The organism is Sphingobium jiangsuense (assembly GCF_014196495.1).
GTDB classification, from domain to species: domain Bacteria; phylum Pseudomonadota; class Alphaproteobacteria; order Sphingomonadales; family Sphingomonadaceae; genus Sphingobium; species Sphingobium jiangsuense.
The window spans coordinates 1-24469 of the sequence record NZ_JACIDT010000020.1 but is presented as its reverse complement, the minus strand read 5'-3'; the positions used below and the strand labels follow the sequence as shown (position 1 = coordinate 24469).

Sequence of the window (24469 nt, the reverse complement as noted above, 5' to 3'; positions counted from 1 at the left end):
TTCTCCTTATCCCTGCGCGCGGGCGGCGGCCTTTTCCTTCTCCTCGGCGACCAGTTCCTTGCGCGACAATTTCCCTACCAGTGTTTTGGGAAGGGTTTCGCGGATTTCAACCTCCACGACGCGCTCATGCTTGCCCAGTTGCGGGTTGAGCCAGTCCTTCAGCTCCGCCCCGGTCGCCCGCGCCACGCTGCCGAGCGTGACGAACGCCTTGGGGCTTTCGCCATGATAGCTGTCCGGAATGCCGATCACCACCGCCTCCCGCACATCGGGGTGGCGATAGAGCACGGCCTCGATCTGGCTGGGGAACACCTTGAAGCCGCTGACATTGATCATGTCCTTCACCCGGTCGACGATGCGGATATAGCCGTCCGGATCGATGGTGGCGACGTCGCCGGTGCGCAGGAAGCCGTCGACGACCATATGCGCGTCGACATCGGGTCTGCGCCAATAGCCCTTCATCGCCTGCGGGCCGCTGAACGCCAGTTCGCCCGGCTGCCCCTCGCCTGCCTCCAGCCTGTAATCGTCGCGGTCGAGCAGCTTGACCTTCGTTCCCGGCAGCGGCTGGCCGATCGTCCCCGCCTTGTTCAACCCCTCATAGGGATTGGCGCTGATGACGCCGCTGCTTTCGGTGAGGCCATAGCCTTCCACCAGCACCGCGCCGGTCACCTGCTCGAACCGCTGCTTCAGTTCCTGCGGCAGCGGCGCGCCGCCCGATATGCACACGCGCAGCGAGGAGAAATCCGCAAGACCGATCGAGGGATGGTCGAGCAGCGCCTGATACATGGTCGGCACACCGGGCAGATAGCTCGCCTTGGTCCGCTCGACCGCGGAAATCACCTGCATCGCGTCGAACCGGGGCAGCAGCACCATCTCGCCGCCGGTGAACACGGTGCGGTTGAGCACGCAGGTGTTGGCGAACACATGGAACAGCGGCAGCACGCCGATGATCCGGTCGTCCTCGCCGCTGTGCGGATCGACCAGCGCCACCTGCCGCGCATTGGCGGAGAGATTCTGGTGCGTCAGCATCGCGCCCTTGGGCGTGCCGGTGGTGCCGCCCGTATACTGGATGAGGGCGACGTCCTGCTCCGGATCGAAGGCGACGACGGGAAAGGCGCCGTCATTGTCGATGAGGCCGGAAAAGCGGACGATGCGCGGATCGTCCGGCGCATGGGCGACCTCACTGCCCTTGAACAGGCGGTAGAGCAGCGACCGCGCGGGCGGCAGCGCCCCGGCGACCGAGCCCACCACCAGCGTTTCGAGGCTGGAGCCTTCCAGCACCTCCAGCGCGGTGGGCAGCAGCGCCTTCGCCGACAGGGTGAAGAGCAGGCGGGTGCCGCTGTCCTCCACCTGATGCCGCAATTCCTCGGCGGTGTAGAGGGGCGAGAAATTGACGACCATCGCCCCCATCATCATCGCGCCATAATAGGCGGCGACATAATGGGGGATATTGGGCAGGAACAGGCCGACCCGGTCGCCCCGCCGGATCCCGGCCCGGTGCAGCCCGCTGGCGACGCGCCGCGCGGTCGCCGCGACATCGGCATAGCTGTAGCGGCGGCCCATGAAGTCGATCATCGGCGCCAGCGGCTTTTTCGCCGCCATGCCGGTCAGAAGATCGGGAACGCTCAGCGGCTCGAAGCGGCTGTTCCACGGGACCGGATGATTATAATGATCGGCCCAGATCCAGTTTTCTCTCTCCATGGCGGCATCCTAGCCCAAGGGAGCGGACAGGCCAAGCGAAACGGCCCGTCGCCCTACGGGCGCGGGAGAACCATGTCCTTGCGATCGGGAATGGTGGGCGCGGCAGGGTTTGAACCTGCGACCCCACCCGTGTGAAGGGTGTGCTCTACCACTGAGCTACGCGCCCGATCAGGGAAGCAGGCCATTGGCATCGCGAGGCCGCTCTGTCAAGCGACAGCGCATGCTTGCCGAAAGAAAAATGAGAGACAATAAGAAACGGCAGACGCCGCGCAGGCGCCAAAACTATTGCAACGCAAAAAAGTTCCCGCCGCCGCGATCCTCTTCCCGTTGCAGGCGAATCCCGTTGCACTGGGGGTCGTCGCAGCCGCAACGCTCGACGACATAGCGCACGCCGCACATCACCAATATGTCGTTTTCGATATGGAAATTATCGATTCCCGCGGCAGATACGATCTCGCGCACCCGTGCCGCAATGCTGGTCGTCTCCGGCCTCATTGCCTCTTCCTTACGAGTCGTCGGGGAAAACAGCCTCTCATGCTGCGTCGCAATATGTCAAGCCTGCGCTTGAACCGTTCGCCGGTCCTGCCCATATGGCGGACCATGAGCACTTCTTCCTCTTCCGGCATGCCGCAATGGCATGGCACCACCATCCTCTCCGTCCGCAAAAATGGCCGCGTCGTCGTCGCCGGCGACGGGCAGGTCAGCATGGGGCAGACCGTCATGAAGCCCAACGCCCGCAAGGTCCGCCGGTTGCATGACGGCAGCGTGATCGGCGGCTTTGCCGGCGCGACCGCCGATGCCTTCACCCTGTTCGAGCGGCTGGAGGCGAAGCTGGAACGCCATAACGGCCAACTCATGCGCGCCGCCGTGGAGCTGGCCAAGGACTGGCGCACCGACAAATATCTGCGCAATCTCGAAGCGATGATGGCGGTGGCGGACAGGGAGATCACCCTCATCCTCACCGGCAACGGCGATGTGCTGGAGCCGGTGGACGGCATCGCCGCCATCGGATCGGGCGGCAATTTCGCCCTGTCCGCCGCCCGCGCGCTGGTCGATTACGAACAAGATGCCGAAACCATCGCGCGCAAGGCGATGGCCATTGCGGGCGACCTGTGCGTCTACACCAACCACAACATTACCCTCGAAGCGCTCGACAGCGCGGCCTGAACCCGGAAAGACCATGAATCCTGACCTGACCCCCAAGGCGATCGTCGCCGCCCTCGACGAGCACATCATCGGCCAGAAGGACGCCAAGCGCGCGGTCGCCGTCGCGCTGCGCAACCGCTGGCGGCGGCAGCAGTTGCCCGCCCATCTGCGCGACGAGGTGACGCCCAAGAACATATTGATGATCGGCCCCACCGGCTGCGGCAAGACCGAGATTTCCCGCCGCCTCGCCAAGCTGGCCGACGCACCCTTCGTGAAGGTGGAGGCGACCAAGTTCACCGAGGTCGGCTATGTCGGCCGCGACGTGGAGCAGATCGCCCGCGATCTGGTCGAGGAAGCGGTGCGGCTCGAACGCGACCGCCGCCGCGAGAAGGTGCGCGCCGCCGCCTCCGACGCGGCGATGGAGCGGCTGCTCGACGCGCTGACCGGCAAGGAAGCGAGCGAGGCCACCCGCCTCGCCTATCGCCAGCGCATCGAAGCCGACCAGATGAACGACACGGAGATCGAGATAGAGGTCGCCGACAGCCCCTCCATGCCGATGGAGATACCCGGCCTCGGCGGGCAGGTCGGCATGATCAACCTTTCCGACCTGATGGGCAAGGCGTTCGGCCAGCAACAGCGCAAGCGCCGCAAGATGCGTGTCGCCGATGCGTGGGACAAGCTGGTCGAGGAAGAGCAGGACAAGCGGCTCGACCAGGACGACCTCAACCGCACCGCGCTGCACGATGCGGAGCAGAACGGCATCGTCTTCCTCGACGAGGTGGACAAGATCGCGGTCAGCGACGTGCGCGGCGGATCGGTCAGCCGCGAGGGCGTGCAGCGCGACCTGCTGCCGCTGATCGAGGGCACGACGGTGTCGACCAAATATGGCCCGCTCAAGACCGATCACATATTGTTCATCGCGAGCGGCGCCTTCCATGTGGCGAAGCCCAGCGACCTGCTGCCCGAATTGCAGGGCCGCCTGCCGATCCGCGTCGAGCTGAAGGGGCTGACGCAGGAAGATTTCGTCGCGATCCTTTCCGACACCAAGGCGTCGCTGACCGAACAGTACAAGGCTCTGCTCGGCACCGAGGGCGTGACGATCGACATGACCGAGGACGGCATCCGCGCCGTCGCCCGCATCGCGGCGGAGGTCAACGAACAGGTCGAGAATATCGGCGCCCGCCGCCTCCAGACGGTGATGGAAAAGCTGCTGGAGGATGTGAGCTTCGATGCGGAGGACCGCAGCGGCGAAACGCTGGTGATCGACGCGGCCTATGTGGATGGCCAGCTGGCGAGCATTTCGCGGAATACGGATTTGAGCAAATATATACTTTGATTTATCGCGACACGGTAAAATAATGGAGGGAGGAAAAAGCTTCCTCCCTCGTCATGCCAGCGAAGGCTGGCATCTCTGGCATTTATGAAGAAGGTCAGACAAGCTGATCGAACAAATCCTCCCAATTAGGATTAACGTCTTCGATCAGCCTGATCTTCCAGGCGCGTTGCCACGCCTTTAAAGCTTTTTCACGAGCAATAGCATTTTCAATGCTGGAATGCTGTTCCGCCAAAACCAGGCGCTTCAAGCCATATTTCCGGCAAAAGGATGATCCCGTTCCTGCCCGGTGCTGCATCATCCGCGCCGCAAGATCAGCAGTTACGCCGACATGGAGGACGCCTTCCGGCTTGTTCGTCAGAATATAGGTCCAGCCGCATCGCATGTACCGAGGATAGTGCCCGAAGGCCAACGATGCCAGCCTTCGCTGGCATGACGATATAATGTGACAGTAGGATTAGAATTTCACTCTCCCCCCTTCGGCAAGACCGTCACCGAGTAGCTCTTCCCCGCCACCAGATATTTCGCCGCCAGCGTCTGCAGGTCCTCCGCCGTCACCTGCAGCGTGTCGCGCATCATCGTCTGCATCGCGGTGATGGTGCGCGGGTCCTGCGTTCCGCCTTCCAGCAGGCTCATCCAGAAGGCGTTGCCGGTGCTCGCGCGCGTCAGCAGCTGCGCCATCGGCGCCAGCGTGCGTTGCAGTTCGTCATTGCTGACCGGGCGGCTCGCCAGATCGGCCGCGATCTCGTCGACCAGCTTGTAGAAATAGTCGATCCGTTCCGGCTTCAGCTGGCTGACCACCGCGAGATAGCCCTGCCCTTTCCCAAAGCCGAGCGGCCAGTCGGAGGTCGCCTGCGGGCTGTACGCCGCGCCGTCGACCGCGCGCAGCTTTTCGAACAGGCGGTCGCTGATGATCTGCGCCAGTATGTCGAGCTGCCGCGCCTCGCGCGTGTCGTCCAGCCCCGCGCCGGTCGGCCAGGCGATCACCGCCGCCGCCTGATCCCTGTCGCCGTCATGGGTGAGGACCAGCGGCCTGTCGTTATGCGCCGGGAAGCGGATGCCGGCATTGGCCGGATCGACCGGCCGCGCCTTGCGGGCGGGCAGCGCGCCGAACGTCTCCGCGACGGCCGCGACCGCCTCCTCCGGCTTCACGTCGCCGAACAATTGCACCTCGATCGGGCCGGAGGCGAGGATGGGCGCCCAGAACGCCTTGAACCGGTCGGGCGTCAGCGCGGAAATCTCCGCCTTGTCGGGGGTGCGGAAGCGCATGTCCTTGTCGCGCAGCAGCCAGACGAGATCGCGCCCCAGCACCGCATTGGGCGAGGTGGAGGACACGTCATAGGCGGCCAGCAGCCCGGCCTTGGCCCGCTCCACCGGTTCGCCCGCCCAGCCGGGAAAGGCGAGCTTGGTCGCGAACAGCCGCAACTGGTCCTTGTAATCGGCCGGGCGGGTCAGCGCGCCCAGCTCGAACGCGTCGTCGTCTATGCCGAAATCGAAGCCCAGGCGGCGGCCGTTGGTGAGGTCGTCCATCTCCCGCTGGCCCAGCTTGCCGATGCCGTTGGCCGCCAGCACATAATTGGCCGCCCATGTCGGCTCCACCTGCCGGGGCGACAGGTCCAGCATGCCATGGCCGAAGCGCACATTGACGCGGACCTTGCCGGTTTCGGCGTCATTGGCGAACAGCATCAGCTTCACGCCGTTGGCGAAGGCGATCTGGCGGATGCCGGAGGTGCCCAGTTGCTCGTCCGAAACCACCTTGCCCGCGGGCGGCAGCTTCGGCAGGTCGTCCATCGTCACCGTGCTGGCGGACAGGCGCACGTCGCTCGCCGCCTCCACCGGCGTTTCCAGCGCGGCGGCGAGGCGCGCCTCGGCATTGGGCTGGGCCTTGGGCATCACCAGCATCGCGCGGGTGGCGTCGCCGGTGAAGGTGCGGCGCGTCGCCTCCAGCATATAGTCGGGCGTCATGATCGCGCGGGCGCTGCGATAGATATCGAGCGCGGCCTGCGGCGAGACGGTGGTTTCGCGGATATCGACAGCGGACACCAGATCGCTCGCCTGCCGCGCGCTGGGCTCGGTATCCTGATTCTCGACGCCGATGGCGAGCACGGTTTCCATTTCCGCGAATTCGCGGTCGATCTCCTGCGTCGTCGCGAGCGCGCGCTTGGCGTCCTCGATGATCGCGCGGGCGTCCTGCAACGCCTTTTCCCAATCCTCGCCCAGCGCGGTGATCGACAGGAAGGTGCCGTTCACCGAGCGGCTGACGTCCTGCACATCGACGCTCGCCTGCAGGAAACTGGCCGTGCCCCGGCGCGCGGCCTCCTCCAGACGGCGGTTGATCATCTGGAGCGCGACCATGTCCGCCAGCTTGCGCTGGTTATAGACGATGGTGTCGGCCTTGGGCTGCCACGGGCGCAGCCAGGCGACGGTGACGGTGGTGGGCAGGCCGGGCTGCACGACGACGGCGCTGGTCGGCGCGTCGGCATCGGGCTTGCCGAAATCGGCGGCGGGCGCGGTCTTGCCGGTCGCCTTCCAGCCGGAGAAATATTTGCGGATCAGCGCTTCCATCGCCTTGGGGTCGATATCGCCGGAGACGGAGATCACCGCATTGGCGGGCCGGTACCAGCGGTCGTGGAACGCCTTCAGCGTCGCGGCGGTCGCGGCGTTGAGCGTTTCGGCCGTGCCGATCGGCGCATGGCTGCCGAGCGGCTGCCCGGCGAAGAACAGCGCCCGCGTCGCGTCGCCCACGCGGGTGCCGACATTGGTGCCCTCGCGCATCTCCGCGAGCACGACCGCCCGTTCCGCATCCACGGCGACCGGGATGATATTGGGATCGGTCATCATGCCCGCGAGGATCTTCACGCTCTCGTCCAACCCGGCGGGCGAGGCATTGGGCAGGTCGAGCGCATAGGTGGTGCCGGTCGGCGTCGTCTGCGCGTTGCTGTCGCTGCCGAAGGTCACGCCGAGCCGCTGCCACAGCCGCTTGGATTCGCCGTCCGGCACATATTTGGAGCCGCGGAAGGTCAGATGCTCCATGAAGTGGGCATAGCCCTTCTCGTCCGGGCGCTCCATCAGCGACCCGGCATCGATGCGCAGGCGGATCGACACCTGCCCCGGCGGCACCGTATTGCGACGGATCGCATAGCGCAGGCCGTTGGGCAGTTCCCCGAACAGCCAGGCCGGATCGATGGGAACGTCGCTGTTCTCGTAGAGCCAGGGCCGGGGCGCCTCCTGCCGCGCAGCCGTGGCGGCGGCAGGCGCGACCTCGCGCGCGTGGATCTGGACGGACCAGCCACCGGCAAGGGCGAGGATAAGGGCAAGCGAGTGCGTCAGGCGCGAACGGGCGATTATGTTCATCGCCCGGTCATAGCCGTGAATTCCTGAACCGGCACTTACAAAGTTGAAAGCATGCCGGTTCCCGTTCGAGGACGGTCAGCCCCTGAACTTGCGGACGGCATCCTTGTGCGCGCCCACCGGCTTGCGGCGGCGGCGTCCGCCGGACGGGCGCCCTGCCCCCTCGCCGCCCTCGGCACGCTGGCGGCCTTCGCCCTGACGGGGGGCGGCGTCCTGCCCCTGCCCCCGCCGGTTCTCGCCGCGATGCGCCCGCTCGGCGCCGCCGCGACCACCACCGCCGCCCTTATTGGGACGCGGGCCGCGCTGGACCGGCGCGGGCTTGGGCAGCTCGCGCACCAGATCGTCGAAATTCTCCGGCAGCGGCACCACCTCGCATTTCTGGCGGGTCAGCCGCTCGATCGCGCGCAGATAGGGCCGCTCGTCCGCCCCGACGAGGCTGATCGCGATGCCGTCCGCCCCGGCGCGCGCGGTGCGGCCGATGCGGTGGACATATTGCTCGGCCACATTGGGCAGCTCGAAATTGATGACATGGCTGACGCCCGACACGTCGATGCCGCGCGCGGCGATGTCGGTCGCGACGAGGAACTTCACATGGCCGTGGCGGAACGCCTGCAGCGCGGTCGTGCGCTGCGCCTGGCTCTTGTTGCCGTGGATGGCCACCGCCTCCACGCCCGCGCCGACGAGGAAGCGCACCACCTTGTCCGCGCCATGCTTGGTGCGGGTGAAGACGAGCGCCCGGTCGATCGCCGGATCGCGCACGATCTTGTTGAGCAGCGCCTGCTTCTGGCCCTGATCGACGAAGCTCACATATTGGCGCACCCGCTCGGCCGTGGTCGATTGCGGCGCGACCGACACCTTGACCGGATCATGCAGGAACTGGTTGCCCAGATCCGCGATTTCCTTGGGCATAGTGGCGGAGAAGAACAGGTTCTGCCGCTGCTTGGGCAGCATCTTGACGATGCGCTTGAGCGGGGCGATGAAGCCCATGTCCATCATCTGGTCGGCCTCGTCGAGCACGAAGATCTCGACGCCCGACAGGGTGAAGGCGCGCTGGTCGATCAGGTCGAGCAGACGGCCCGGCGTCGCCACCAGCACGTCGACGCCTTCCTGCATCTGGCGGATCTGGCGGTTGATCGGCACACCGCCGAAGATGGTCGCGACCGAAATCTTCATGAAGCGGGCATAGGTGCGGAAGCTGTCGGCGATCTGCGCCGCCAGTTCCCGCGTGGGGGACAGCACCAGCATACGGCAGCCATGGCGCATTACCGGCTTCGGGTTACGGTGGAAATAATCGAGCGAGGGCAGCGCGAAGGCGGCGGTCTTGCCCGTGCCGGTCTGCGCGATGCCACACAAATCGCGCCCTTCGAGCAACGGCGGGATCGCCTGCGCCTGAATGGGCGTCGGCGTCTCGTAATTCTTCGAAGCGAGCGCTTTCAGCAGGGGTTCGGCAAGGCCGAGTTCGGAAAAGGTCATTCTTATAGTCTTTCCATATTCATGGCTCCGCTGTCCGCACCCCGACAAGGGAAGCAGGCAACGGGGCGGGTCCAGAAACGACCCGCGTGAACAGGGAAGCCTCAAACGAAGCGCGATCCTTGGCCGATCCGGCGGCATGCCTGCCGGATGTTCACGCCACCAATTCCCAGGAGCCGATGATACGGCATCCGTCGCGCTGCCCGCCATGTAGGGAAGAATGCGGCGAAATACAAGAAAAGTTACATGGTGGCTCATGGCTTGATTCTTGGCGCTGCAATCGCCACATGGGCGCCATGCTGATCGAAACCGAAAGAACGCCCAACCCCGCGACGCTCAAATTCCTGCCCGGCCGGCAGGTGATGGCGGCGGGAACCCGCGATTTCGCCACGCCCGAGGAAGCCGAAGCCTCGCCGCTGGCCGAGGCGCTGTTCGCACTGGGCGACGTGACCGGGGTGTTCTTCGGCGGCAACTTCATTTCGGTGACGATCGCGCCGGGCGCCGAATGGTCCGACGTGAAGCCCGATGTGCTGGCGACGCTGCTCGATCATTTCACGGCGGACATGCCGCTTTTCCGCGGCGGCACCGCCACCGGCATCCACATCCCCGCCGATGACGGGGATCAGGATAGCGGCTTTGCCGACGATCCGGAGGACGCGGAAATCGTCGCCCAGATTCGCGAGCTGATCGATACCCGCGTGCGCCCCGCCGTCGCCAATGACGGCGGCGACATCATCTATCGCGGCTTCGACAAGGGCAAAGTCTATCTGCGCATGCAGGGCGCCTGTTCCGGCTGCCCCTCGTCCACCGCGACGCTGAAGAACGGCATCGAGGCGCTGCTCAAACATTATGTGCCGGAAGTAACGGAAGTATTGTCCGTCTGATACGGCATCCCGCCTTTTCATCGCTTATAGTTGCAAAAAGCCGCAAAGCGTCTAATCGCGGGGACCAACACGGGTTCGCGGAAAGACCCAGGGTTCGCGGAAAGAAAAGGTGCGCCAGCTAGTCATTGATACCGCCACGGAAGCATTGTCCGTCGCCCTGTTCGACGGTGGCAGGCTGATCGATTCCCATCATGAAATCGCCGGACGCGGCCATGCCGAAAAGCTGATCCCGATCATCGCCGCGATGGACGGCGGCGGGCGCGCCGACGAAATCGTCGTGGACAACGGACCGGGCAGCTTCACCGGCGTGCGGGTCGGCCTCGCGGCGGCGCGGGCGCTGGCTTATGGCTGGCGGGCGCGGCTGCGCGCCTATGCGAGCCTGTCGCTGGTCGCGGCCATCGCCCGCGCGGCGCAGGACGGAGGCGACACCATGCCTCCCCTCACCGTCGTCATGACCGGCGGCCATGGCGAATGTTTCTGGCGGCGCTTCGACGCGGCAACGCTGGAACCGCTCGCCCCGCCCGCCTCCACGCCGATCGCACGGCTGGCGGAGGAGCTGGACGCGCCGGTCCTCTACGGCACGGGCGCGGCGGCCGTGGTGGAGGCGCGCGGCCATGGCGAGGCGGCGCCGCTTCACCCCGATGCCCGCCAATTCCCGCTGCTGCCCGCCGGGCTGCTGAGCGAGGACAGCACCCCGCTTTACGGCAGGGGCGCCGACGCCGTGCCGCTGGCGATGCGAAAGAACTGATCCATGTCCGAAAATATCAGCCAGGCCCTGCGCATCCTCGCCTATACCTACCCCGATCACCGGGCCGAGGCCGCCGCCAGCGCGATCATGCGCAACGCGTTCAGCCCCGCCTATGGCGAAGCCTGGACCCCGGCGCAGCTGTCCAGCTTCATGAGGCTGACCGGGGTGCGCCTGTCCTTCGCCTGTCTCGATAATGCACATCTCGGCTTCGCGCTGACCCGTTATGTGCTCGATGAGGCGGAATTGTTGCTGATTGCCACCGATCCGCGCTGGCAGAGCCGGGGCATCGGCCAATTTCTTTTGCAGGATTGCGTCAATCATGCCCGAAAATCGCGGATCAGCGCGATTCATCTAGAGGTGCGCTGCAATAATCAGGCGATCGAATTCTATCTTCGCAATGGTTTTGAGCAAGTCCATCGCAGACCGGCTTATTACAAGGGTGATGACGGAACTTATTATGACGCCCTCAGTTTTCGTCTGTCACTTGATTGAATCGAGAATCGGATTGATTCCTAAATAAAAAAAGATATATTATAGATGACAAATGATATCTATCAGGGTCGCCCCCAAGTTAGTGGAGAAAATTCATGGATGACACCAACGCCAAAAGCGAGATGCTGATTACGCTGACATCGGATATCGTGGCCGCGCACGTCTCGAACAACAGTGTCGCCGTTTCGGATCTGCCGCTGCTGATCCAGAATGTTCACGCCGCGCTCGCCGGTCTCGATTCGCCCGCCCCAGCGCCGGAAGTCCGGCAGGAACCGGCGGTGTCGGTCCGTTCTTCGGTGAAGCCGGAATATATCGTGTGCCTGGAAGACGGCAAAAAGCTGAAGATGCTGAAGCGCCACCTGATGACCCATTATCAGATGACGCCGGAAGATTACCGCGCCAAATGGAATCTTCCCGCCGACTATCCGATGGTGGCGCCCAACTATGCCGAACAGCGCCGCTCGCTGGCCAAGAAAATCGGCCTTGGCACTTCGCGCAGCCGCGGCCGGAAGAAATAAAGTCCGCCGCTCGCCGGTCGTTCAGCCGGCGGAAATATAGGATATAAGGATGGAGGCGGACAATTTGTCGCCTCTCCCTTCCCATTTCGCGCAGATGGACTAGACTGCGCCTCTCTTTTCACAGTTCGAGCAGGTTGAATGCCCCGTAAAATCGACATCGAGGCGCTGTGCGCCGAAAAAGGCCTTCGCATCACGGAGCAGCGTCGCGTGATCGCCAGGGTGCTGTCCGAGGCGGAGGATCATCCCGATGTCGAAAAGCTGCACGAACGGTCGGCCGCGATCGATCCGGGCATTTCCATCGCCACGGTCTACCGCACCGTGCGCCTGTTCGAGGAAGCGGGCAATTTGGAACGGCATGATTTCGGCGACGGCCGCGCCCGGTACGAAGCCGCGCCCGAATCGCACCATGACCACCTCATCGACGTCGAGACCGGCAATGTGATCGAGTTCGTCGATCCGGAGCTGGAGCTGCTGCAAAAGCAGATCGCGGAAAAACTGGGCTTCCGTCTCGTCGACCACCGGATGGAACTGTACGGCGTCGCCCTCGACCGCAAGAATTGACACGCGATTGAAGGCAGGCCGCGCAAGGGCAAGGCTGCGCCGCGTCCGGCGCCTCCTCGCGCTGACGGGGAGCCTGGTCCTGTGCCTCGTCCTGCACCTTGGCTGCAAGCTGCTGCACCTGCCCTCGCCATGGCCGCGGCGCTTTCTGGCGCTGGCGGCGCGGTCCGTCGGCGCGCGGGCGCGGGTGGAGGGAAGCCCTCGCCGCCGCGACATATTCTTCATCGCCAATCATGTCAGCTGGCTCGACATATTGCTGCTGGGCGGCGCGAGCGGCGCCGCGTTCATCTCCCATGACGGGGTGGCGGGCTGGCCGCTGATCGGCTGGCTGGCGCGGCAGAACAACACCATCTTCGTCGCCCGCGCCGACCGCCATGGCGTGCGCGACCAGATCCATGCGCTGCGCGCGGCGCTGGAACGGCACCAGCCGGTCGCGCTCTTCCCCGAAGGCACGACCGGCGACGGCCGCGCGCTGCTGCCGTTCAAGCCCGCGTTGCTGGCCGGGCTGATGCCGCCGCCGCGCGACCTCGACATCCAGCCGGTGTGGATCGACTATGGCAACGCCGCGCCGGAGATTGCGTGGCACGGCGGCGAGAGCGCCGGGGCCAATGCGAAACGGCTGCTGGAACGCGCGGGGCCCCTGCCGGTGACGCTGCATTTCCTCGACCCGTTCGACCCGGAGGACTTCCCCGACCGCAAGGCCGTCGCCGAGGAAGCACGAAATCGCATCCTCACGCGGCAATCGGCTTTCGCGCCGCCGCCGGGGCCTGTATAGCTGGGCCGATGAATCGCACGAAAAATCAGGACGCGCCCAAGACCTTCCACGTCAAATCCTTCGGCTGTCAGATGAACGTCTATGACGGCGAACGCATGGCGGAGATGCTGGGCGCGCAGGGCATGACGGCGGTGGATGACGGTGTCGAGGCCGACATGGTCGTTCTCAACACCTGCCATATCCGCGAAAAAGCGGCGGAAAAGGTCTATTCCGACATCGGCCGCCTGCGCCGTGAGGACGGCAGCCGCCCGATGATCGCGGTCGCGGGCTGCGTCGCGCAGGCGGAAGGGGCGGAGATCACCCGGCGCACGCAGATGGTCGACATCGTCGTCGGTCCGCAGGCCTATCACCGCCTGCCCGACCTCATCGACAAGGCGGCGAAGGGCGAAGAAGCGCTCGACACCGACATGCCCGCCGCCTCCAAGTTCGGCGCGCTGCCCGACCGGCCGAAACAGCCCCGCCCCACCGCCTTTCTGACGGTGCAGGAAGGCTGCGACAAATTCTGCACCTATTGCGTCGTGCCCTATACGCGCGGCGCGGAGATCAGCCGGCCCTGGGGCGCGATCATCGATGAGGCGAAGGCGCTGGTCGACGGCGGCGTGCGGGAGATCACGCTGCTCGGCCAGAATGTGAACGCCTGGACCGGCGAGGACGCCAAGGGCCACGCACAGGGCCTTGCGGGCCTGATCCGCGCACTGGACCGGATGGAAGGGCTGGAGCGCATCCGCTACACCACCAGCCACCCCAACGACATGGAGGACGACCTGATCGCCGCCCATGGCGAGGTCGCCAAGCTGATGCCCTATCTCCACCTGCCGGTGCAGTCGGGCTCCGACCCGATCCTCAAGGCGATGAACCGCAGCCATACGCGCGATTCCTACCTGCGCCTGCTCGACCGGGTGCGCGCGGCGCGGCCCGACATCGCGCTGTCGGGCGATTTCATCGTCGGCTTCCCCGGCGAGAGCGACGCGGATTTCGAGGCGACGATGAGCCTCATCCGCGAGGTCGGCTATGCCTATGCCTTCTCGTTCAAATACAGCCCCCGCCCCGGCACCCCCGCCGCCGACATGGATCGCCAGATCCCGGCGGAGGTGATGGACGAGCGGCTGAAGATCCTTCAGGCGCGGATCAGCGCGGATCAGCTCGCCTTCAATCAGGCGACGGTCGGCAAGCGCACGAGCATCCTCATCGAAAAGCCGGGCCGCAAGCCGGGCCAGCTGGTCGGCAAGTCGCCCTGGCTGCAATCCGTCCACGTCTATGCGGACGGCGCGCGGATCGGCGACATGATCGAGGTCGATATCGTCTCGGCGGGTCCGAACAGCCTTGCCGGGGAACTCGCAGGGAGAAAAGAGGCCGCATGAAACAGGGGATGCCGCGCTGATGGCGAAAAAGCATGTTCAGGCAGAACCGGGCGACCGCTCAAGGCTGGAGCTGGTTTTCGACAAACCCCATCTTCTCGGCATGGTCTTTGGTCAATATGACCAGAATCTGGTGGCGATAGAAAATCGCCTCGGCGTCTATATCGGCGCGCGCGGCAACAAATTGCAGATAGAGGGCGAGGCAAGCGCCGCCGCCCGCGCCCGCGACGTGCTGATGGGCCTCTACAACCGGGTGGCGCAGGGGCAGGAAATCGACAGCGGCGCGGTGGAGGCGGTGATCGCCATGTCCTCCGAACCGACGCTCGACGGCATCATCCGCCGCGATGTGAGCGAACCGCCCAAGGTGATGATCCGCACGCGCAAGAAGACCATCGTCCCGCGCAGCAGCACGCAGGTCACCTATATGGAGGAACTGACGCGACGCGACGTGATCTTCGCGCTCGGCCCGGCGGGCACCGGCAAGACCTATCTCGCCGTCGCGCAGGCGGTGAGCCAGTTGATCACCGGCAGCGTCGATCGCCTGATTCTCTCCCGCCCGGCGGTCGAGGCGGGCGAGCGGCTGGGCTTCCTGCCCGGCGACATGAAGGAGAAGGTCGACCCCTATCTCCGCCCGCTCTACGACGCGCTCTACGACACGCTGCCCGCCGAGCAGGTGGAGCGCCGCATCGCCAGCGGCGAGATAGAGATCGCCCCCATCGCCTTCATGCGCGGGCGCACGCTCGCCAATGCGTTCATCATCCTCGACGAGGCGCAGAACACCACCACCGCGCAGATGAAGATGTTCCTCACCCGCTTCGGCGAAGGCAGCCGCATGGTCGTCTGCGGCGACCCGAAGCAGGTCGACCTGCCCGTCCCCGGCATATCGGGCCTCGCCGATGCGGTGGAGCGGCTGGAGGGGGTGGACGGCATCGGCGTCGTGCGCTTCAGCGCGGCCGACGTGGTGCGTCACCCCATCGTCGGGCGCATCGTCCAGGCCTATGAGGGCCCGGATGCTTGAAATCGCCGTTCTGGAGGAAGACAGCGGCTGGCCGAAGGATGTGGACTGGGAAGCGCTGGCCGACCGCGCCATCCGCGCCGCCTTCACGCAGACCCCTTATGACGAGCTGACCCGCCGCATCGTCACGATCGAAATCTCGATCAAGCTGACCGACGATGCCGAGGTGCGGGCGCTCAACCGCGACTATCGGCACAAGGACGCGCCGACCAACGTGCTGTCCTTCCCGATGGTGCCGGTGGACCTGCTCGAAACGCTGTCCAACAGCGACGATGGCGAGGTGCTGCTGGGCGATATCATCCTCGCCGCCGAAACCTGCGCGCGGGAGGCGGAGGAGAAGGGCATATCGGTCGCCGACCATGCCGCCCACCTGATTGTGCATGGCACTTTGCATCTTCTCGGCTATGACCATATGGTGGATGAGGAAGCAGAGGCGATGGAAGGCATGGAGACGCTGGCACTGGCCGCGCTCGGCCTGCCGGATCCTTATGCGGAACCAACAGGGGATTGAAGAGCGCCATGGCGGAAGAAAGCGCGTCCGGTTCGAAGGAAGCGGACAGTAGCGAAGGCAGTATATGGCGGGGCCTGAAGGCCCTGCTGTTCGGAGAAGGCGGCGAGCAGAGCCTGCGCCGCGAACTGGAAGACGCGATCGACGAATATGACGAGGAGGCGGAGGAGAACCGCCAGCCCGGCGGCAAGGGCGACCTCTCGCCGCTGGAGCGCCAGATGCTCCGCAACCTGCTGCATTTCAGCGAGCATACCGTCGACGACATAGCGGTGCCCCGCGCCGACATCATCGCGATAGAGGAAGGCGCCAGCTTCGCCGATCTCGCCGCGCTGTTCGTGGAGGCAGGGCACAGCCGCATCCCCGTCTATCGCGGCACGCTCGACACCATCGTCGGCATGATCCATGTGCGCGACGCCTTCGCGGCGATCGCGCAGGGCGGCACGCCGCCCCGAACGCTGGAACCATTTATCAGGCAACCGCTCTATGTCCCTGAAACCATGGGCATTCTCGATCTGATGGCGGAGATGCGGGCCAAGCGCACCCATCTGGCCATCGTGCTCGATGAATATTCCGGCACCGAAGGGCTGCTGACCTTCGAGGACCTGATCGAGGTGATCGTCGGCGAGGTCGAGGACGAGCATGACGAGACGCCGGAGCAGATGCTCGTCGCGCTGGAGGACGGCCTGTGGGAAGCCGACGCCCGCGCGGAGCTGGACGATGTGGCCGAAGAACTCGATCCGCGCCTTGCAGAGGTGGAGGAGGATGTCGACACGCTGGGCGGCCTCGCCTTCGTGATCGCCGGGCATGTGCCGCAAGTGGGCGAGATATTGACCCACGCGCAGAGCGGCTGGCGCCTGGAAATCGTCGCCGCCGATCCGCGCCGGGTCAAGCGCCTGCGGCTCCACCCCCCGGCGCAAAGGGAGGATGGGGAAAGCTGATCCCGTCGTTCGCTGTAGAGCGGGTTTCGGCCAATCCTTGCCATTCCTATCCCGTCATGCCATTGCAGGCTGGCATCTTGGGAGGCGGCGCGCGCCATGGCCTGAGACCCCAGCCTGCGCTGGGGTGACGGTAGAGGCGAAGGTCCGCCAGCTACGCCAAACCGTCATCCGCAACCACGCGTCCGCACATTATCCGCCACCCCTCCCCTTATACGTCGGAACATGGAAATCCGGCGGCTTGTCCGCGATCCAGCGCAGGAAGCGGGCCATCGCCTCGCGTTCCTTCAGTGCGTCGGGAAGCGGGGGCAGCCTCGCCAGCTCCGCATTGGTGAAACAAGCGTGGATCGTCCGGTGGCAGAGCGGATGCACCGGCACCATCGCGCGCCCTCCCCGGCTTTTCGGCACCGGATGATGCCATTCGACACGGGCGCCCAGCGGCCGGCCGCACAGCCAGCAAAGCCCTTCTCCGCCTGTTCCCGCACCGGTCAAATATGCAGCCCTTTCACCACAGTTTCGCGCAAAAAATCGGCCCGCGCGCGCCCCCGCGCTCCTCTTTACTTTGCGTTCTTCCGGCCGCTGTCTATAGAGGCCGCATGTCGTCCGCTCCCCTTCGCGTCGCGCTGTTCAGTGGCAATTATAATTATGTCCGCGACGGCGCCAACCGCGCGCTGAACACCCTTGTCGGCTATCTGCTGCGGCAGGGGGCGCAGGTTCGCGTCTATTCGCCGACGGTCGCCCGGCCCGCCTTCGCGCCGACCGGCGATCTGGTCAGCCTGCCGAGCATTTCCATACCCGGCCGCGCCGAATATCGCATTCCGCTGGGCCTGTGCCCGCGCGTGCGGCGCGATCTGGGCCGGTTCAACCCCGATATCGTCCATATCTCCAGCCCCGACCCGTCGGCCCATCGCGCGGTCAGCTGGGCGCGGGCGCGCGGGGTGCCGGTGCTGGCCAGCGTCCACACCCATTTCGAAACCTATTTCCGCTATTACAACCTCTCCTTTCTGGAGCCGGTGGCGACGGCGATCCTCCGCCGCCTCTACCGCCGCTGCGACGCGCTGGTCGCGCCGTCGGAAAGCTTCGCGCAGGTGCTGCGCGCGCAGCGGATGAACTACGACATCTCGCTCTGGTCGCGGGGCATCGATCACAGCCTGTTCAACCCCAACCGCCGCGATCTGGCATGGCGCCGCGACCTCGGCATCGGCGACGGGGAGGTGGTGATCGGCTTTCTCGGCAGGCTGGTGATGGAAAAGGGGCTGGACGTCTTTTCCGAAACCATCGACGTGCTGAAACGCCGCAGCGTGCCCCATCGCGTGCTCGTCGTCGGCGACGGCCCCGCCCGCGGCTGGTTCGAGGATCGTCTGCCCGGCGCGGTGTTCGTCGGCTTTCAGGCCAATGAGGCGCTTGCCCGCGCGGTGGCGAGCATGGACGTGCTGTTCAACCCGTCCGTCACCGAAACCTTCGGCAATGTGACGCTGGAGGCGATGGCCTGCGCCGTGCCCGCGCTGGGCGCGCGGGCGACCGGCAGCTCCACCATCATCCAGGACGGGCGCACCGGCTTCCTGTGCGAGCCGGGCGCGGTATCCGCCTTTGCCGACCGGCTGGAAAGCTATGTGCGCGATCCGGAGCTGCGCATCCGCCACGCGCAGGCATCTTCTCTCGAAGCCGAGCGTTATCACTGGGACCCGATCAACGAGGCCGTGCTCGACGCCTATAAACGGCTGATCGCGACGAGCCGGAAGAAATAGGACAAGCCATGGCGGACCTGTTCGGAGACGACCCGGTACAGCCCTCCTCCCCCACCACGGCGGAAAACGCCCCGCTGGCCGACCGGCTGCGCCCCGCGCGGCTGGAGGACGTGGTGGGTCAGGAACATCTGACCGGCCCGGATGGCGCGATCGGCCGGATGGTGGCGGCGGGCAAGCTCTCCTCGATCATCCTCTGGGGTCCGCCCGGCACCGGCAAGACGACGATCGCGCGTTTGCTGGCCGATGCGGTGGGCATGCGCTTCGTGCCGGTTTCGGCTGTGTTCAGCGGCGTCGCCGACCTCAAGAAGATCTTCGCCGCCGCGCGCGAGCATGCCCGGCTGGGGCAGCGCACCCTGCTGTTCGTGGACGAGATCCACCGCTTCAACCGCTCGCAGCAGGACGGCTTCCTGCCCTATGTCGAGGACGGCACGATCACGCTGATCGGGGCGACGACCGAGAATCCGAGCTTCGAGCTCAACGCCGCGCTGCTTTCCCGCGCGCAGGTGCTGATCCTGCGGCGGCTGGACGCAGCCGCGCTCGAACGCCTGCTGGAACGCGCGGAGGCATTGATGGACCGCCCGCTGCCGGTCGATGCGGCGGCGCGCGAGGCGCTGATCGCCAGCGCGGACGGCGACGGACGCTTCCTGCTCAACCAGGCGGAAACGCTGTTTTCGGTGCGGATCGACGCGCCGCTCGACCCGGCGGGTCTCTCCGCGCTGCTGCACCGGCGCATGGCCGTGTACGACAAGGACCGCGAGGGCCATTACAACCTCATCTCCGCGCTCCACAAATCGCTGCGCGGGTCGGATCCGCAGGCCGCGCTCTATTATCTGGCGCGCATGCTGGTGGCGGGGGAAGAGCCGCTCTACGTGCTGCGGCGGATCGTGCGCTTCGCGGTCGAGGATATCGGCCTTGCCGACCCGCAGGCGCTGGTGCAGGCGCTCGCGGCGAAGGATGCCTATGATTTCCTCGGTTCGCCGGAGGGGGAGCTGGCGATCGTGCAGGCCTGCCTCTATTGCGCGACCGCGCCCAAATCCAACGCCGCCTACGCCGCGCAAAAGGCATCGTGGAAGGCCGCGCGGGAAACCGGATCGCTGATGCCGCCGCCCAATATCCTCAACGCGCCGACGAAGCTGATGAAGCAGATCGGCTATGGCGAAGGCTATTCCTACGATCATGACGCGCCGGAGGGGTTTTCCGGCGACAATTACTGGCCGGAGGAAATGACGCCGCAGGTCTTTTACGCGCCGACCGATCGCGGCTTCGAAAAACGGATAGCGGAACGCATCGCCTGGTGGGACGAATTGCGAAAAGGAAAAAACAAATAGTTGATTATCAACAACAAATTCAAATACCCTTTGCGATATCGAGCCGCCCACCCTATCTTTTGCACCATGCCCATGAAGCCGATGCCTGATTTTTCCGCTCTTTCCTTGAGCGAGATTGCCCGTTTCGAGCAGGAACAGCGTCTGCCGCCGGTCGATCAATGGCATCCCGATCATTGCGGCGACAGCGAGATGCGGATCGCCGCCGACGGCACCTGGTATCATCAGGGCTCGCCGATCGGCCGCCCGGAAATGGTGCGCCTGTTTTCCACCATCCTGCGGCGCGAGGAGGACGGCAGCCATGTGCTGGTGACCCCGGCCGAAAAGCTTTCCATCGCTGTCGACGACGCGCCCTTTCTGGCCGTCACCCTGAACAGCGAGGGCAGCGGCGCCGAACGCCGCCTCGCCTTCCGGCTCAACACCGGGGAGCCGGTGACCGCCAATGCCGATCATGCGATCCGCATGCGGGGAACGGCGGAGGAGCCGCGCCCCTATCTGCACGTCCGCCGCGGGCTGGAGGCGCTGATCGCGCGCCCGGTCTTCTACGAACTGGCGCATATCGCCATGCATGAGGCCGACAAGGGCAACGGCCCCATTGGCCTGTGGAGTTGCGGCCACTTCTTCCCGCTGGAACCGGGCCGATGACGCTGGCCGCGCAATTGCGGACACGATTGCACGAAGGCCATGCCCGCCCCCTCTCCGTCACGCTGGCGGACACGCGCATCGGCGTGATCGCGGCGGACTCGCCCGCCGGTTCGGAAATCCCCGCCGGCCCGTCGCGTGGGCCCATGCGGTTCGCCCCGGCGGCGGTGCTCGTCGCGATCACCGACCGGCCTTCCCCCGGCGTCATCCTGACCCGCCGCGCCTCGCATCTGCGCAAGCATGCCGGGCAGGTCGCCTTTCCCGGCGGACGGGTCGACATGCAGGACAAGGATGCCATCGCCGCCGCGCTGCGCGAGGCGGAGGAGGAAATCGCTCTGCCCCCCGCCCATGTCGAGGTCGTCGGCATATCGGACCGCTACCAGACCTTCACCGGCTTCGACATAGTGCCGGTGCTGGGCGTCATCCCGCCCGACCTGCCCTTCCGCGTGCATGAGGCGGAGGTCGAGGCGCTGTTCGAGGTTCCGCTCGACTTTCTGCTCGATCCAGCCAACAGGATAAGGCGGGAAGTGCAGCTCGCCGGGGCGCTCCACCATTATTACGAGATATTCTGGGAGGATTACCGCATATGGGGCATAACCGCCGCCATCATCGCCAATCTGTCGAAGCGGCTGGGCTATGACGACGACATCGCTGCCTGACGCGGCGTGGCGGCACCGCCCCGGCTTCGACGAGTTGTGCCGCCTGCTGGATGTGGAGGGGGACAGCGTGCGGCTGGTGGGCGGCGTGGTGCGCGACGGGCTGCTCGCCATTCCGGTCAGCGACATCGACCTTGCGACCATATTCCCGCCCGAAGAGGTGATGCGGCGGGTGGAGGCCGGGGGGATGAAGGCGGTGCCGACCGGCATCGCCCATGGCACAATCACCGCCGTGCTGCCCGATCATCACCCGGTCGAGATCACCACGCTGCGCCGCGACGTCAGCACCGACGGGCGGCGCGCGACCATCGCTTATACCGACGACTGGCGCGAGGATGCGGCGCGGCGCGACTTCACGATGAACGCGCTCTACGCCAGCCCGCTGACCGGGGAGGTCCACGATTATTTCGGCGGGCTTGAGGATCTGGCCGCGCGGCAGGTGCGCTTCATCGGCGACCCGCGCGCGAGGATCGCCGAGGATCATCTGCGCATATTGCGCTATTTCCGCTTCCTCGCCCGCTTCGGCGCGCTGCCGCCCGACGCGGCCTCTTACGCCGCCTGCGTCGATCAGGCCAACAGCCTGATGGCGCTGTCGCGCGAGCGCATCGCCGACGAGGTGATGAAGCTGCTGGCGCTGCCCGACCCTTGCGCGGTGCTGGACCTGATGATCGAGGGCGGCATCTTCCTGCCGGTGCTGCCGGAAATCAGCCGCGCCGGGCTGGAACGGCTGGAACGGCTGATGGCGCGGGAAAGCGCGGCCGGTCTGCCGCCCTCGCCCCAGTTGCGCCTCGCCGCGCTGCTGCCGCCCGATGCCGAGGCGGCGGAGAAGGTCGCCGCGCGGCTCAAAATGTCGAACAAGGCGCGCAAGCGCATCGCCGCCGCGCTGACCCCGCCGCCCGCCCATGGCGACGCGCGGGAGCTGGCCTTCCGCATCGGGCGGGACGGCGCGATCGATCATCTGCTGCTCGATGCCGACACGCCGGTCGAGGAAGTGGCGGGCCTGCGCGACTGGCAGGTGCCCGACTTCCCGGTCGGCGGCAAGGATCTGCTGGCGCTGGGCGTGCAGCCCGGCCCGGCGGTGGCGCGGCTGCTGGGCGCGATCAGGGAGAAATGGATCGCGGCGGGCTTCCCCCCGCGTGAGGTCGCGCAGGCGCTGGCGGCTCAGTGCGTGGCGGAGGCCGAGCGCGCCGACCAATAGTCGAACGCCTGATCGGCGGTCATCGGCCGCGCGAAATAATAGCCCTGGCCGAAGGTGCAGCCCATTTCCTGCAACTTGGCGGCGACGTCGGCATCCTCGATCCCCTCGGCGGTCGCCTTCATCCCCAGCGCCTCGGCCAGCGACAGGATCGCGCGCACGATCTCCAGCTTGTCGTGGTCGGCCATCATGTCCGACACGAAGCTGCGGTCGATCTTCAGCATGTCGATGGGCAGGCTTTGCAGGCTGGCCATGTTGGAATAGCCGGTGCCGAAATCGTCCATCGCGATGGCGATGTGCGACCGCTTGAGCGCATCGAGCAGGAAGGAGCAATTGGCCGGATCGCTGACGAGCGCGCTCTCGGTCAGCTCGACGGTCAGCCGCTCGCCGTCCACGCCGGTCAGGCGCAGCGTGTCGCCGATCATCTTGAGCACGTCGTCGCGCGCCATCTGGATCGGCGAGAGGTTGACGTTCATCCGCACCGGGATGCGCTCGCCCAGCCGCTCGTCCCAGCGGCGCAGCTGCTCGACCGCCTCTTGCAACGCCCAGCGGCCCAGCTGCACGATGAGGCCGGATTCCTCGGCGACGGAGATGAAATCGGTGGGCGGAATGGTGCCCAGCACCGGATGGGTCCAGCGCGCCAGCGCCTCGAACCCGGTGACATGCGATGTGGACAGGTCGATGATCGGCTGGAACATCAGGTGCAGGCCGCTGCTTTGCAGGCTGTCGCGCAAATGGCTTTCGAGGAAGAACCGCTGCCGCGCCGCGCCCAGCTCGCCCGCGCGATAGATTTCCAGCCGCCCGGTCGTCTTGGCGACGCGCGCGGCGGTCTGCGCCTGCCGGATCAGCTGGTCCGGCTCCACATCGCCTTCCGCCGCCAGCGAGCAGCCGATCGCGCAATCGACGGCGATTTCGAGGTTGGACAGCCGGATCGGCGCCTCGAACGCGGTGTTGATGCGGTTGGCGAGCGCCATCAGCCCGGCAAGGCCGGTGGCGAAGCTGTGGCAGATGCCGAAATCGTTGCTGCCCAGCCGCGCGAGGACGATGTCGTTGCCGACGCAGGCCTTCAGCCGCGCGGCCACAGCGAGGATCAGTTCGTCCCCGGCCATGGTGCCCAGCGCCTCGTTGATGCGGCTGAACCGGATCAGGTCGATGATGAGCACCCCGACCGTCGAGCGCGCGGCCGCGCCGCTGCATTGCGACGATCCGCAGCAGCGGCCCAGCGCGCCCTCCACCGCTTCGCCGAAGCCGATGCGGTTTGGCAGCGCGGTCAGGCTGTCGGAAATCAGCTCGCGCCTCAGGCTCACCTCGACCCGGCGGTCGGCGGTGCGGTCGATCGCGCTGATCAGGATCTGGTCGTCCATCGGCTGGCGGTCCCGTACCCAGGCGAGGGTGCAGTCGAACACTTCGGGGCCGAGCGGGGTCATGCGTTCGATCTCGAACCGGCTGACCTCATGGCCGGACAAGGCGAAGCTGGCGAGCTCCGCCTGCAGGCGCGCGGTGGCGCCGGGGTCCATCTCTCCCCGGCCGTGCGTCATCGCGGAAAAGCTGCGCTCGAAGCGGTCGTTCCATTGCCGCAGGCGGATGGCGCCGTTGCGCCACTGGGCCAGAGCCGCCGGATGCGGCAAGGCCGTCAGCAACGGGGACGGCACGGATATACGCCCATCCTCGCCGCGATCGCACGGCGCTTCGCAGGGAATATATTCCGTCCCCGCCCAGAAATCTGGCGTAAATCCGTCCATGGCACTGTTAACGACCGTAATTTCAATCTTTTAAATCGCAGCGCCCCTTTGCCCGCTTTTCACGCGGATTCGGAGGCGCCCGACGGCCCATAATAATTTCCATTTCTTTTCGAGGGGTTAAGGAAGAACGGCAATTGCGCTTATTTCCATGATGAGGCTTGCAGGCCTGCTTGCGGAAGGGCTGCTCTTGGGGGCTACCACCCTTCCTTATCTTCACCCCAGCGACCCGGAGGGCCGAAGGTCAACGCTGGGGCCGTAGGCCATGTCGCGCGCCTCCTCCTGAGATGCCAGCCTTCGCTGGCATGACGGAGAAAAGAAAAGGTTTAGAGCGGGACCTCCGTTCGCCCTCGTCTTAGAGGTTTGGGTTATTAT

Annotated in this window: 24 protein-coding genes and 1 tRNA gene; 17 read left to right on the top strand and 8 right to left on the bottom strand. The window is 65.9% G+C overall.

The features are described from left to right. Positions 1-6: 6 nt before the first annotated feature. The 3 genes from GGR43_RS19425 to GGR43_RS19415 form a co-directional block, all read right to left on the bottom strand. On the bottom strand, positions 7-1698 hold the full coding sequence (locus GGR43_RS19425; RefSeq protein WP_188073469.1) for a long-chain-fatty-acid--CoA ligase: 1692 nt from the start codon (positions 1696-1698) through the stop codon (positions 7-9). 91 nt (positions 1699-1789) lie between these two features. Further along, positions 1790-1864 (bottom strand) — tRNA-Val (locus tag GGR43_RS19420). 116 nt (positions 1865-1980) lie between these two features. After that, complete coding sequence (locus tag GGR43_RS19415; protein ID WP_188073468.1) at positions 1981-2193, bottom strand: hypothetical protein; 213 nt, start codon at positions 2191-2193, stop codon at positions 1981-1983. A 105-nt stretch (positions 2194-2298) separates the two neighbouring features. Between GGR43_RS19415 and hslV the strand changes: the two genes are divergently transcribed. After that, entirely contained in the window at positions 2299-2865 is a 567-nt protein-coding gene (gene hslV / locus GGR43_RS19410; protein WP_281392539.1) for an ATP-dependent protease subunit HslV, read from the top strand. A 13-nt stretch (positions 2866-2878) separates the two neighbouring features. After that, the gene (gene hslU / locus GGR43_RS19405) at positions 2879-4180 is read left to right on the top strand and encodes an ATP-dependent protease ATPase subunit HslU (RefSeq protein WP_188073467.1); all 1302 of its coding nucleotides are present in this window, start codon (positions 2879-2881) and stop codon (positions 4178-4180) included. 94 nt (positions 4181-4274) lie between these two features. Here the strand turns inward: hslU and GGR43_RS19400 are convergent, their stop codons facing one another. The 3 genes from GGR43_RS19400 to GGR43_RS19390 form a co-directional block, all read right to left on the bottom strand. Beyond that, positions 4275-4562, bottom strand: a complete 288-nt coding sequence (locus GGR43_RS19400; protein ID WP_188073505.1) for a GIY-YIG nuclease family protein — start codon at positions 4560-4562, stop codon at positions 4275-4277. 80 nt (positions 4563-4642) lie between these two features. Further along, positions 4643-7531: a M16 family metallopeptidase gene (locus tag GGR43_RS19395; protein ID WP_188073466.1), complete on the bottom strand. Its 2889-nt coding sequence runs from the start codon at positions 7529-7531 to the stop codon at positions 4643-4645. Positions 7532-7606: 75 nt separating this feature from the next. Continuing rightward, a complete protein-coding gene (locus tag GGR43_RS19390; RefSeq protein ID WP_188073465.1) occupies positions 7607-9001 on the bottom strand; it encodes a DEAD/DEAH box helicase in 1395 nt (464 codons plus the stop codon). Between the two features lie 293 nt (positions 9002-9294). Here GGR43_RS19390 and GGR43_RS19385 point away from each other — a divergent pair, with 293 nt between their 5' ends. From GGR43_RS19385 to GGR43_RS19340, 10 genes are all read left to right on the top strand, one after another. Further along, positions 9295-9882: a NifU family protein gene (locus GGR43_RS19385; RefSeq protein WP_188073464.1), complete on the top strand. Its 588-nt coding sequence runs from the start codon at positions 9295-9297 to the stop codon at positions 9880-9882. 109 nt (positions 9883-9991) lie between these two features. Next, entirely contained in the window at positions 9992-10630 is a 639-nt protein-coding gene (tsaB, locus tag GGR43_RS19380; protein ID WP_188073463.1) for a tRNA (adenosine(37)-N6)-threonylcarbamoyltransferase complex dimerization subunit type 1 TsaB, read from the top strand. A gap of 3 nt (positions 10631-10633) precedes the next feature. Then, a complete protein-coding gene (locus tag GGR43_RS19375) occupies positions 10634-11122 on the top strand; it encodes a GNAT family N-acetyltransferase (RefSeq protein ID WP_188073462.1) in 489 nt (162 codons plus the stop codon). Positions 11123-11217: 95 nt separating this feature from the next. After that, positions 11218-11640 (top strand): Ros/MucR family transcriptional regulator, encoded by a 423-nt coding sequence (locus GGR43_RS19370; RefSeq protein WP_188073461.1) that lies wholly within the window; start codon positions 11218-11220, stop codon positions 11638-11640. Positions 11641-11778: 138 nt separating this feature from the next. Then, on the top strand, positions 11779-12201 hold the full coding sequence (locus GGR43_RS19365; protein WP_188073460.1) for a Fur family transcriptional regulator: 423 nt from the start codon (positions 11779-11781) through the stop codon (positions 12199-12201). A 7-nt stretch (positions 12202-12208) separates the two neighbouring features. Then, positions 12209-12973 (top strand): lysophospholipid acyltransferase family protein, encoded by a 765-nt coding sequence (locus GGR43_RS19360; RefSeq protein ID WP_188073459.1) that lies wholly within the window; start codon positions 12209-12211, stop codon positions 12971-12973. Positions 12974-12981: 8 nt separating this feature from the next. Beyond that, a complete protein-coding gene (gene miaB, locus GGR43_RS19355; protein ID WP_188073458.1) occupies positions 12982-14334 on the top strand; it encodes a tRNA (N6-isopentenyl adenosine(37)-C2)-methylthiotransferase MiaB in 1353 nt (450 codons plus the stop codon). A 19-nt stretch (positions 14335-14353) separates the two neighbouring features. Next, the gene (locus GGR43_RS19350) at positions 14354-15349 is read left to right on the top strand and encodes a PhoH family protein (protein ID WP_188073457.1); all 996 of its coding nucleotides are present in this window, start codon (positions 14354-14356) and stop codon (positions 15347-15349) included. Further along, complete coding sequence (ybeY, locus tag GGR43_RS19345; RefSeq protein WP_188073456.1) at positions 15342-15857, top strand: rRNA maturation RNase YbeY; 516 nt, start codon at positions 15342-15344, stop codon at positions 15855-15857. Before GGR43_RS19350 ends, ybeY begins: the two co-directional genes overlap by 8 nt. Positions 15858-15865: 8 nt before the next feature. Next, positions 15866-16792 carry a hemolysin family protein gene (locus tag GGR43_RS19340; RefSeq protein WP_188073455.1) on the top strand — a complete coding sequence of 309 codons (927 nt, stop codon included), beginning with the start codon at positions 15866-15868 and terminating at the stop codon, positions 16790-16792. Between the two features lie 189 nt (positions 16793-16981). Here the strand turns inward: GGR43_RS19340 and GGR43_RS19335 are convergent, their stop codons facing one another. Beyond that, complete coding sequence (locus GGR43_RS19335; RefSeq protein ID WP_188073454.1) at positions 16982-17281, bottom strand: HNH endonuclease; 300 nt, start codon at positions 17279-17281, stop codon at positions 16982-16984. A 104-nt stretch (positions 17282-17385) separates the two neighbouring features. On the opposite strand from GGR43_RS19335, the gene GGR43_RS19330 reads away from it, so the two are divergent. From GGR43_RS19330 to GGR43_RS19310, 5 genes are all read left to right on the top strand, one after another. Beyond that, positions 17386-18537, top strand: a complete 1152-nt coding sequence (locus GGR43_RS19330) for a glycosyltransferase family 4 protein (RefSeq protein ID WP_188073453.1) — start codon at positions 17386-17388, stop codon at positions 18535-18537. Positions 18538-18545: 8 nt separating this feature from the next. Then, positions 18546-19865 carry a replication-associated recombination protein A gene (locus GGR43_RS19325; RefSeq protein ID WP_188073452.1) on the top strand — a complete coding sequence of 440 codons (1320 nt, stop codon included), beginning with the start codon at positions 18546-18548 and terminating at the stop codon, positions 19863-19865. A 66-nt stretch (positions 19866-19931) separates the two neighbouring features. Continuing rightward, positions 19932-20507, top strand: a complete 576-nt coding sequence (locus GGR43_RS19320; RefSeq protein ID WP_188073451.1) for a DUF1285 domain-containing protein — start codon at positions 19932-19934, stop codon at positions 20505-20507. Continuing rightward, positions 20504-21163, top strand: a complete 660-nt coding sequence (locus tag GGR43_RS19315; RefSeq protein WP_188073450.1) for a CoA pyrophosphatase — start codon at positions 20504-20506, stop codon at positions 21161-21163. Before GGR43_RS19320 ends, GGR43_RS19315 begins: the two co-directional genes overlap by 4 nt. After that, positions 21141-22358 (top strand): CCA tRNA nucleotidyltransferase, encoded by a 1218-nt coding sequence (locus GGR43_RS19310; RefSeq protein ID WP_188073449.1) that lies wholly within the window; start codon positions 21141-21143, stop codon positions 22356-22358. Before GGR43_RS19315 ends, GGR43_RS19310 begins: the two co-directional genes overlap by 23 nt. Here GGR43_RS19310 and GGR43_RS19305 read toward each other — a convergent pair. Continuing rightward, complete coding sequence (locus tag GGR43_RS19305; RefSeq protein ID WP_284278609.1) at positions 22322-24007, bottom strand: putative bifunctional diguanylate cyclase/phosphodiesterase; 1686 nt, start codon at positions 24005-24007, stop codon at positions 22322-22324. The two genes, GGR43_RS19310 and GGR43_RS19305, sit on opposite strands and share 37 nt — an antisense overlap. Positions 24008-24469 lie beyond the last annotated feature (462 nt).

What these genes read in the sequence shown, in the direction of transcription:
- GGR43_RS19425 (WP_188073469.1), bottom strand. Translation starts at nt 1,698, where the DNA reads ATGGAGAGAGAAAACTGGATCTGGGCCGATCATTATAATCATCCGGTC.
- GGR43_RS19415 (WP_188073468.1), bottom strand. Translation starts at nt 2,193, where the DNA reads ATGAGGCCGGAGACGACCAGCATTGCGGCACGGGTGCGCGAGATCGTA.
- hslV (WP_281392539.1), top strand. Translation starts at nt 2,299, where the DNA reads ATGAGCACTTCTTCCTCTTCCGGCATGCCGCAATGGCATGGCACCACC.
- hslU (WP_188073467.1), top strand. Translation starts at nt 2,879, where the DNA reads ATGAATCCTGACCTGACCCCCAAGGCGATCGTCGCCGCCCTCGACGAG.
- GGR43_RS19400 (WP_188073505.1), bottom strand. Translation starts at nt 4,562, where the DNA reads ATGCGATGCGGCTGGACCTATATTCTGACGAACAAGCCGGAAGGCGTC.
- GGR43_RS19395 (WP_188073466.1), bottom strand. Translation starts at nt 7,531, where the DNA reads ATGAACATAATCGCCCGTTCGCGCCTGACGCACTCGCTTGCCCTTATC.
- GGR43_RS19390 (WP_188073465.1), bottom strand. Translation starts at nt 9,001, where the DNA reads ATGACCTTTTCCGAACTCGGCCTTGCCGAACCCCTGCTGAAAGCGCTC.
- GGR43_RS19385 (WP_188073464.1), top strand. Translation starts at nt 9,295, where the DNA reads ATGCTGATCGAAACCGAAAGAACGCCCAACCCCGCGACGCTCAAATTC.
- GGR43_RS19375 (WP_188073462.1), top strand. Translation starts at nt 10,634, where the DNA reads ATGTCCGAAAATATCAGCCAGGCCCTGCGCATCCTCGCCTATACCTAC.
- GGR43_RS19370 (WP_188073461.1), top strand. Translation starts at nt 11,218, where the DNA reads ATGGATGACACCAACGCCAAAAGCGAGATGCTGATTACGCTGACATCG.
- GGR43_RS19365 (WP_188073460.1), top strand. Translation starts at nt 11,779, where the DNA reads ATGCCCCGTAAAATCGACATCGAGGCGCTGTGCGCCGAAAAAGGCCTT.
- miaB (WP_188073458.1), top strand. Translation starts at nt 12,982, where the DNA reads ATGAATCGCACGAAAAATCAGGACGCGCCCAAGACCTTCCACGTCAAA.
- GGR43_RS19350 (WP_188073457.1), top strand. Translation starts at nt 14,354, where the DNA reads ATGGCGAAAAAGCATGTTCAGGCAGAACCGGGCGACCGCTCAAGGCTG.
- ybeY (WP_188073456.1), top strand. Translation starts at nt 15,342, where the DNA reads ATGCTTGAAATCGCCGTTCTGGAGGAAGACAGCGGCTGGCCGAAGGAT.
- GGR43_RS19340 (WP_188073455.1), top strand. Translation starts at nt 15,866, where the DNA reads ATGGCGGAAGAAAGCGCGTCCGGTTCGAAGGAAGCGGACAGTAGCGAA.
- GGR43_RS19330 (WP_188073453.1), top strand. Translation starts at nt 17,386, where the DNA reads ATGTCGTCCGCTCCCCTTCGCGTCGCGCTGTTCAGTGGCAATTATAAT.
- GGR43_RS19325 (WP_188073452.1), top strand. Translation starts at nt 18,546, where the DNA reads ATGGCGGACCTGTTCGGAGACGACCCGGTACAGCCCTCCTCCCCCACC.
- GGR43_RS19320 (WP_188073451.1), top strand. Translation starts at nt 19,932, where the DNA reads ATGCCCATGAAGCCGATGCCTGATTTTTCCGCTCTTTCCTTGAGCGAG.
- GGR43_RS19315 (WP_188073450.1), top strand. Translation starts at nt 20,504, where the DNA reads ATGACGCTGGCCGCGCAATTGCGGACACGATTGCACGAAGGCCATGCC.
- GGR43_RS19310 (WP_188073449.1), top strand. Translation starts at nt 21,141, where the DNA reads ATGACGACGACATCGCTGCCTGACGCGGCGTGGCGGCACCGCCCCGGC.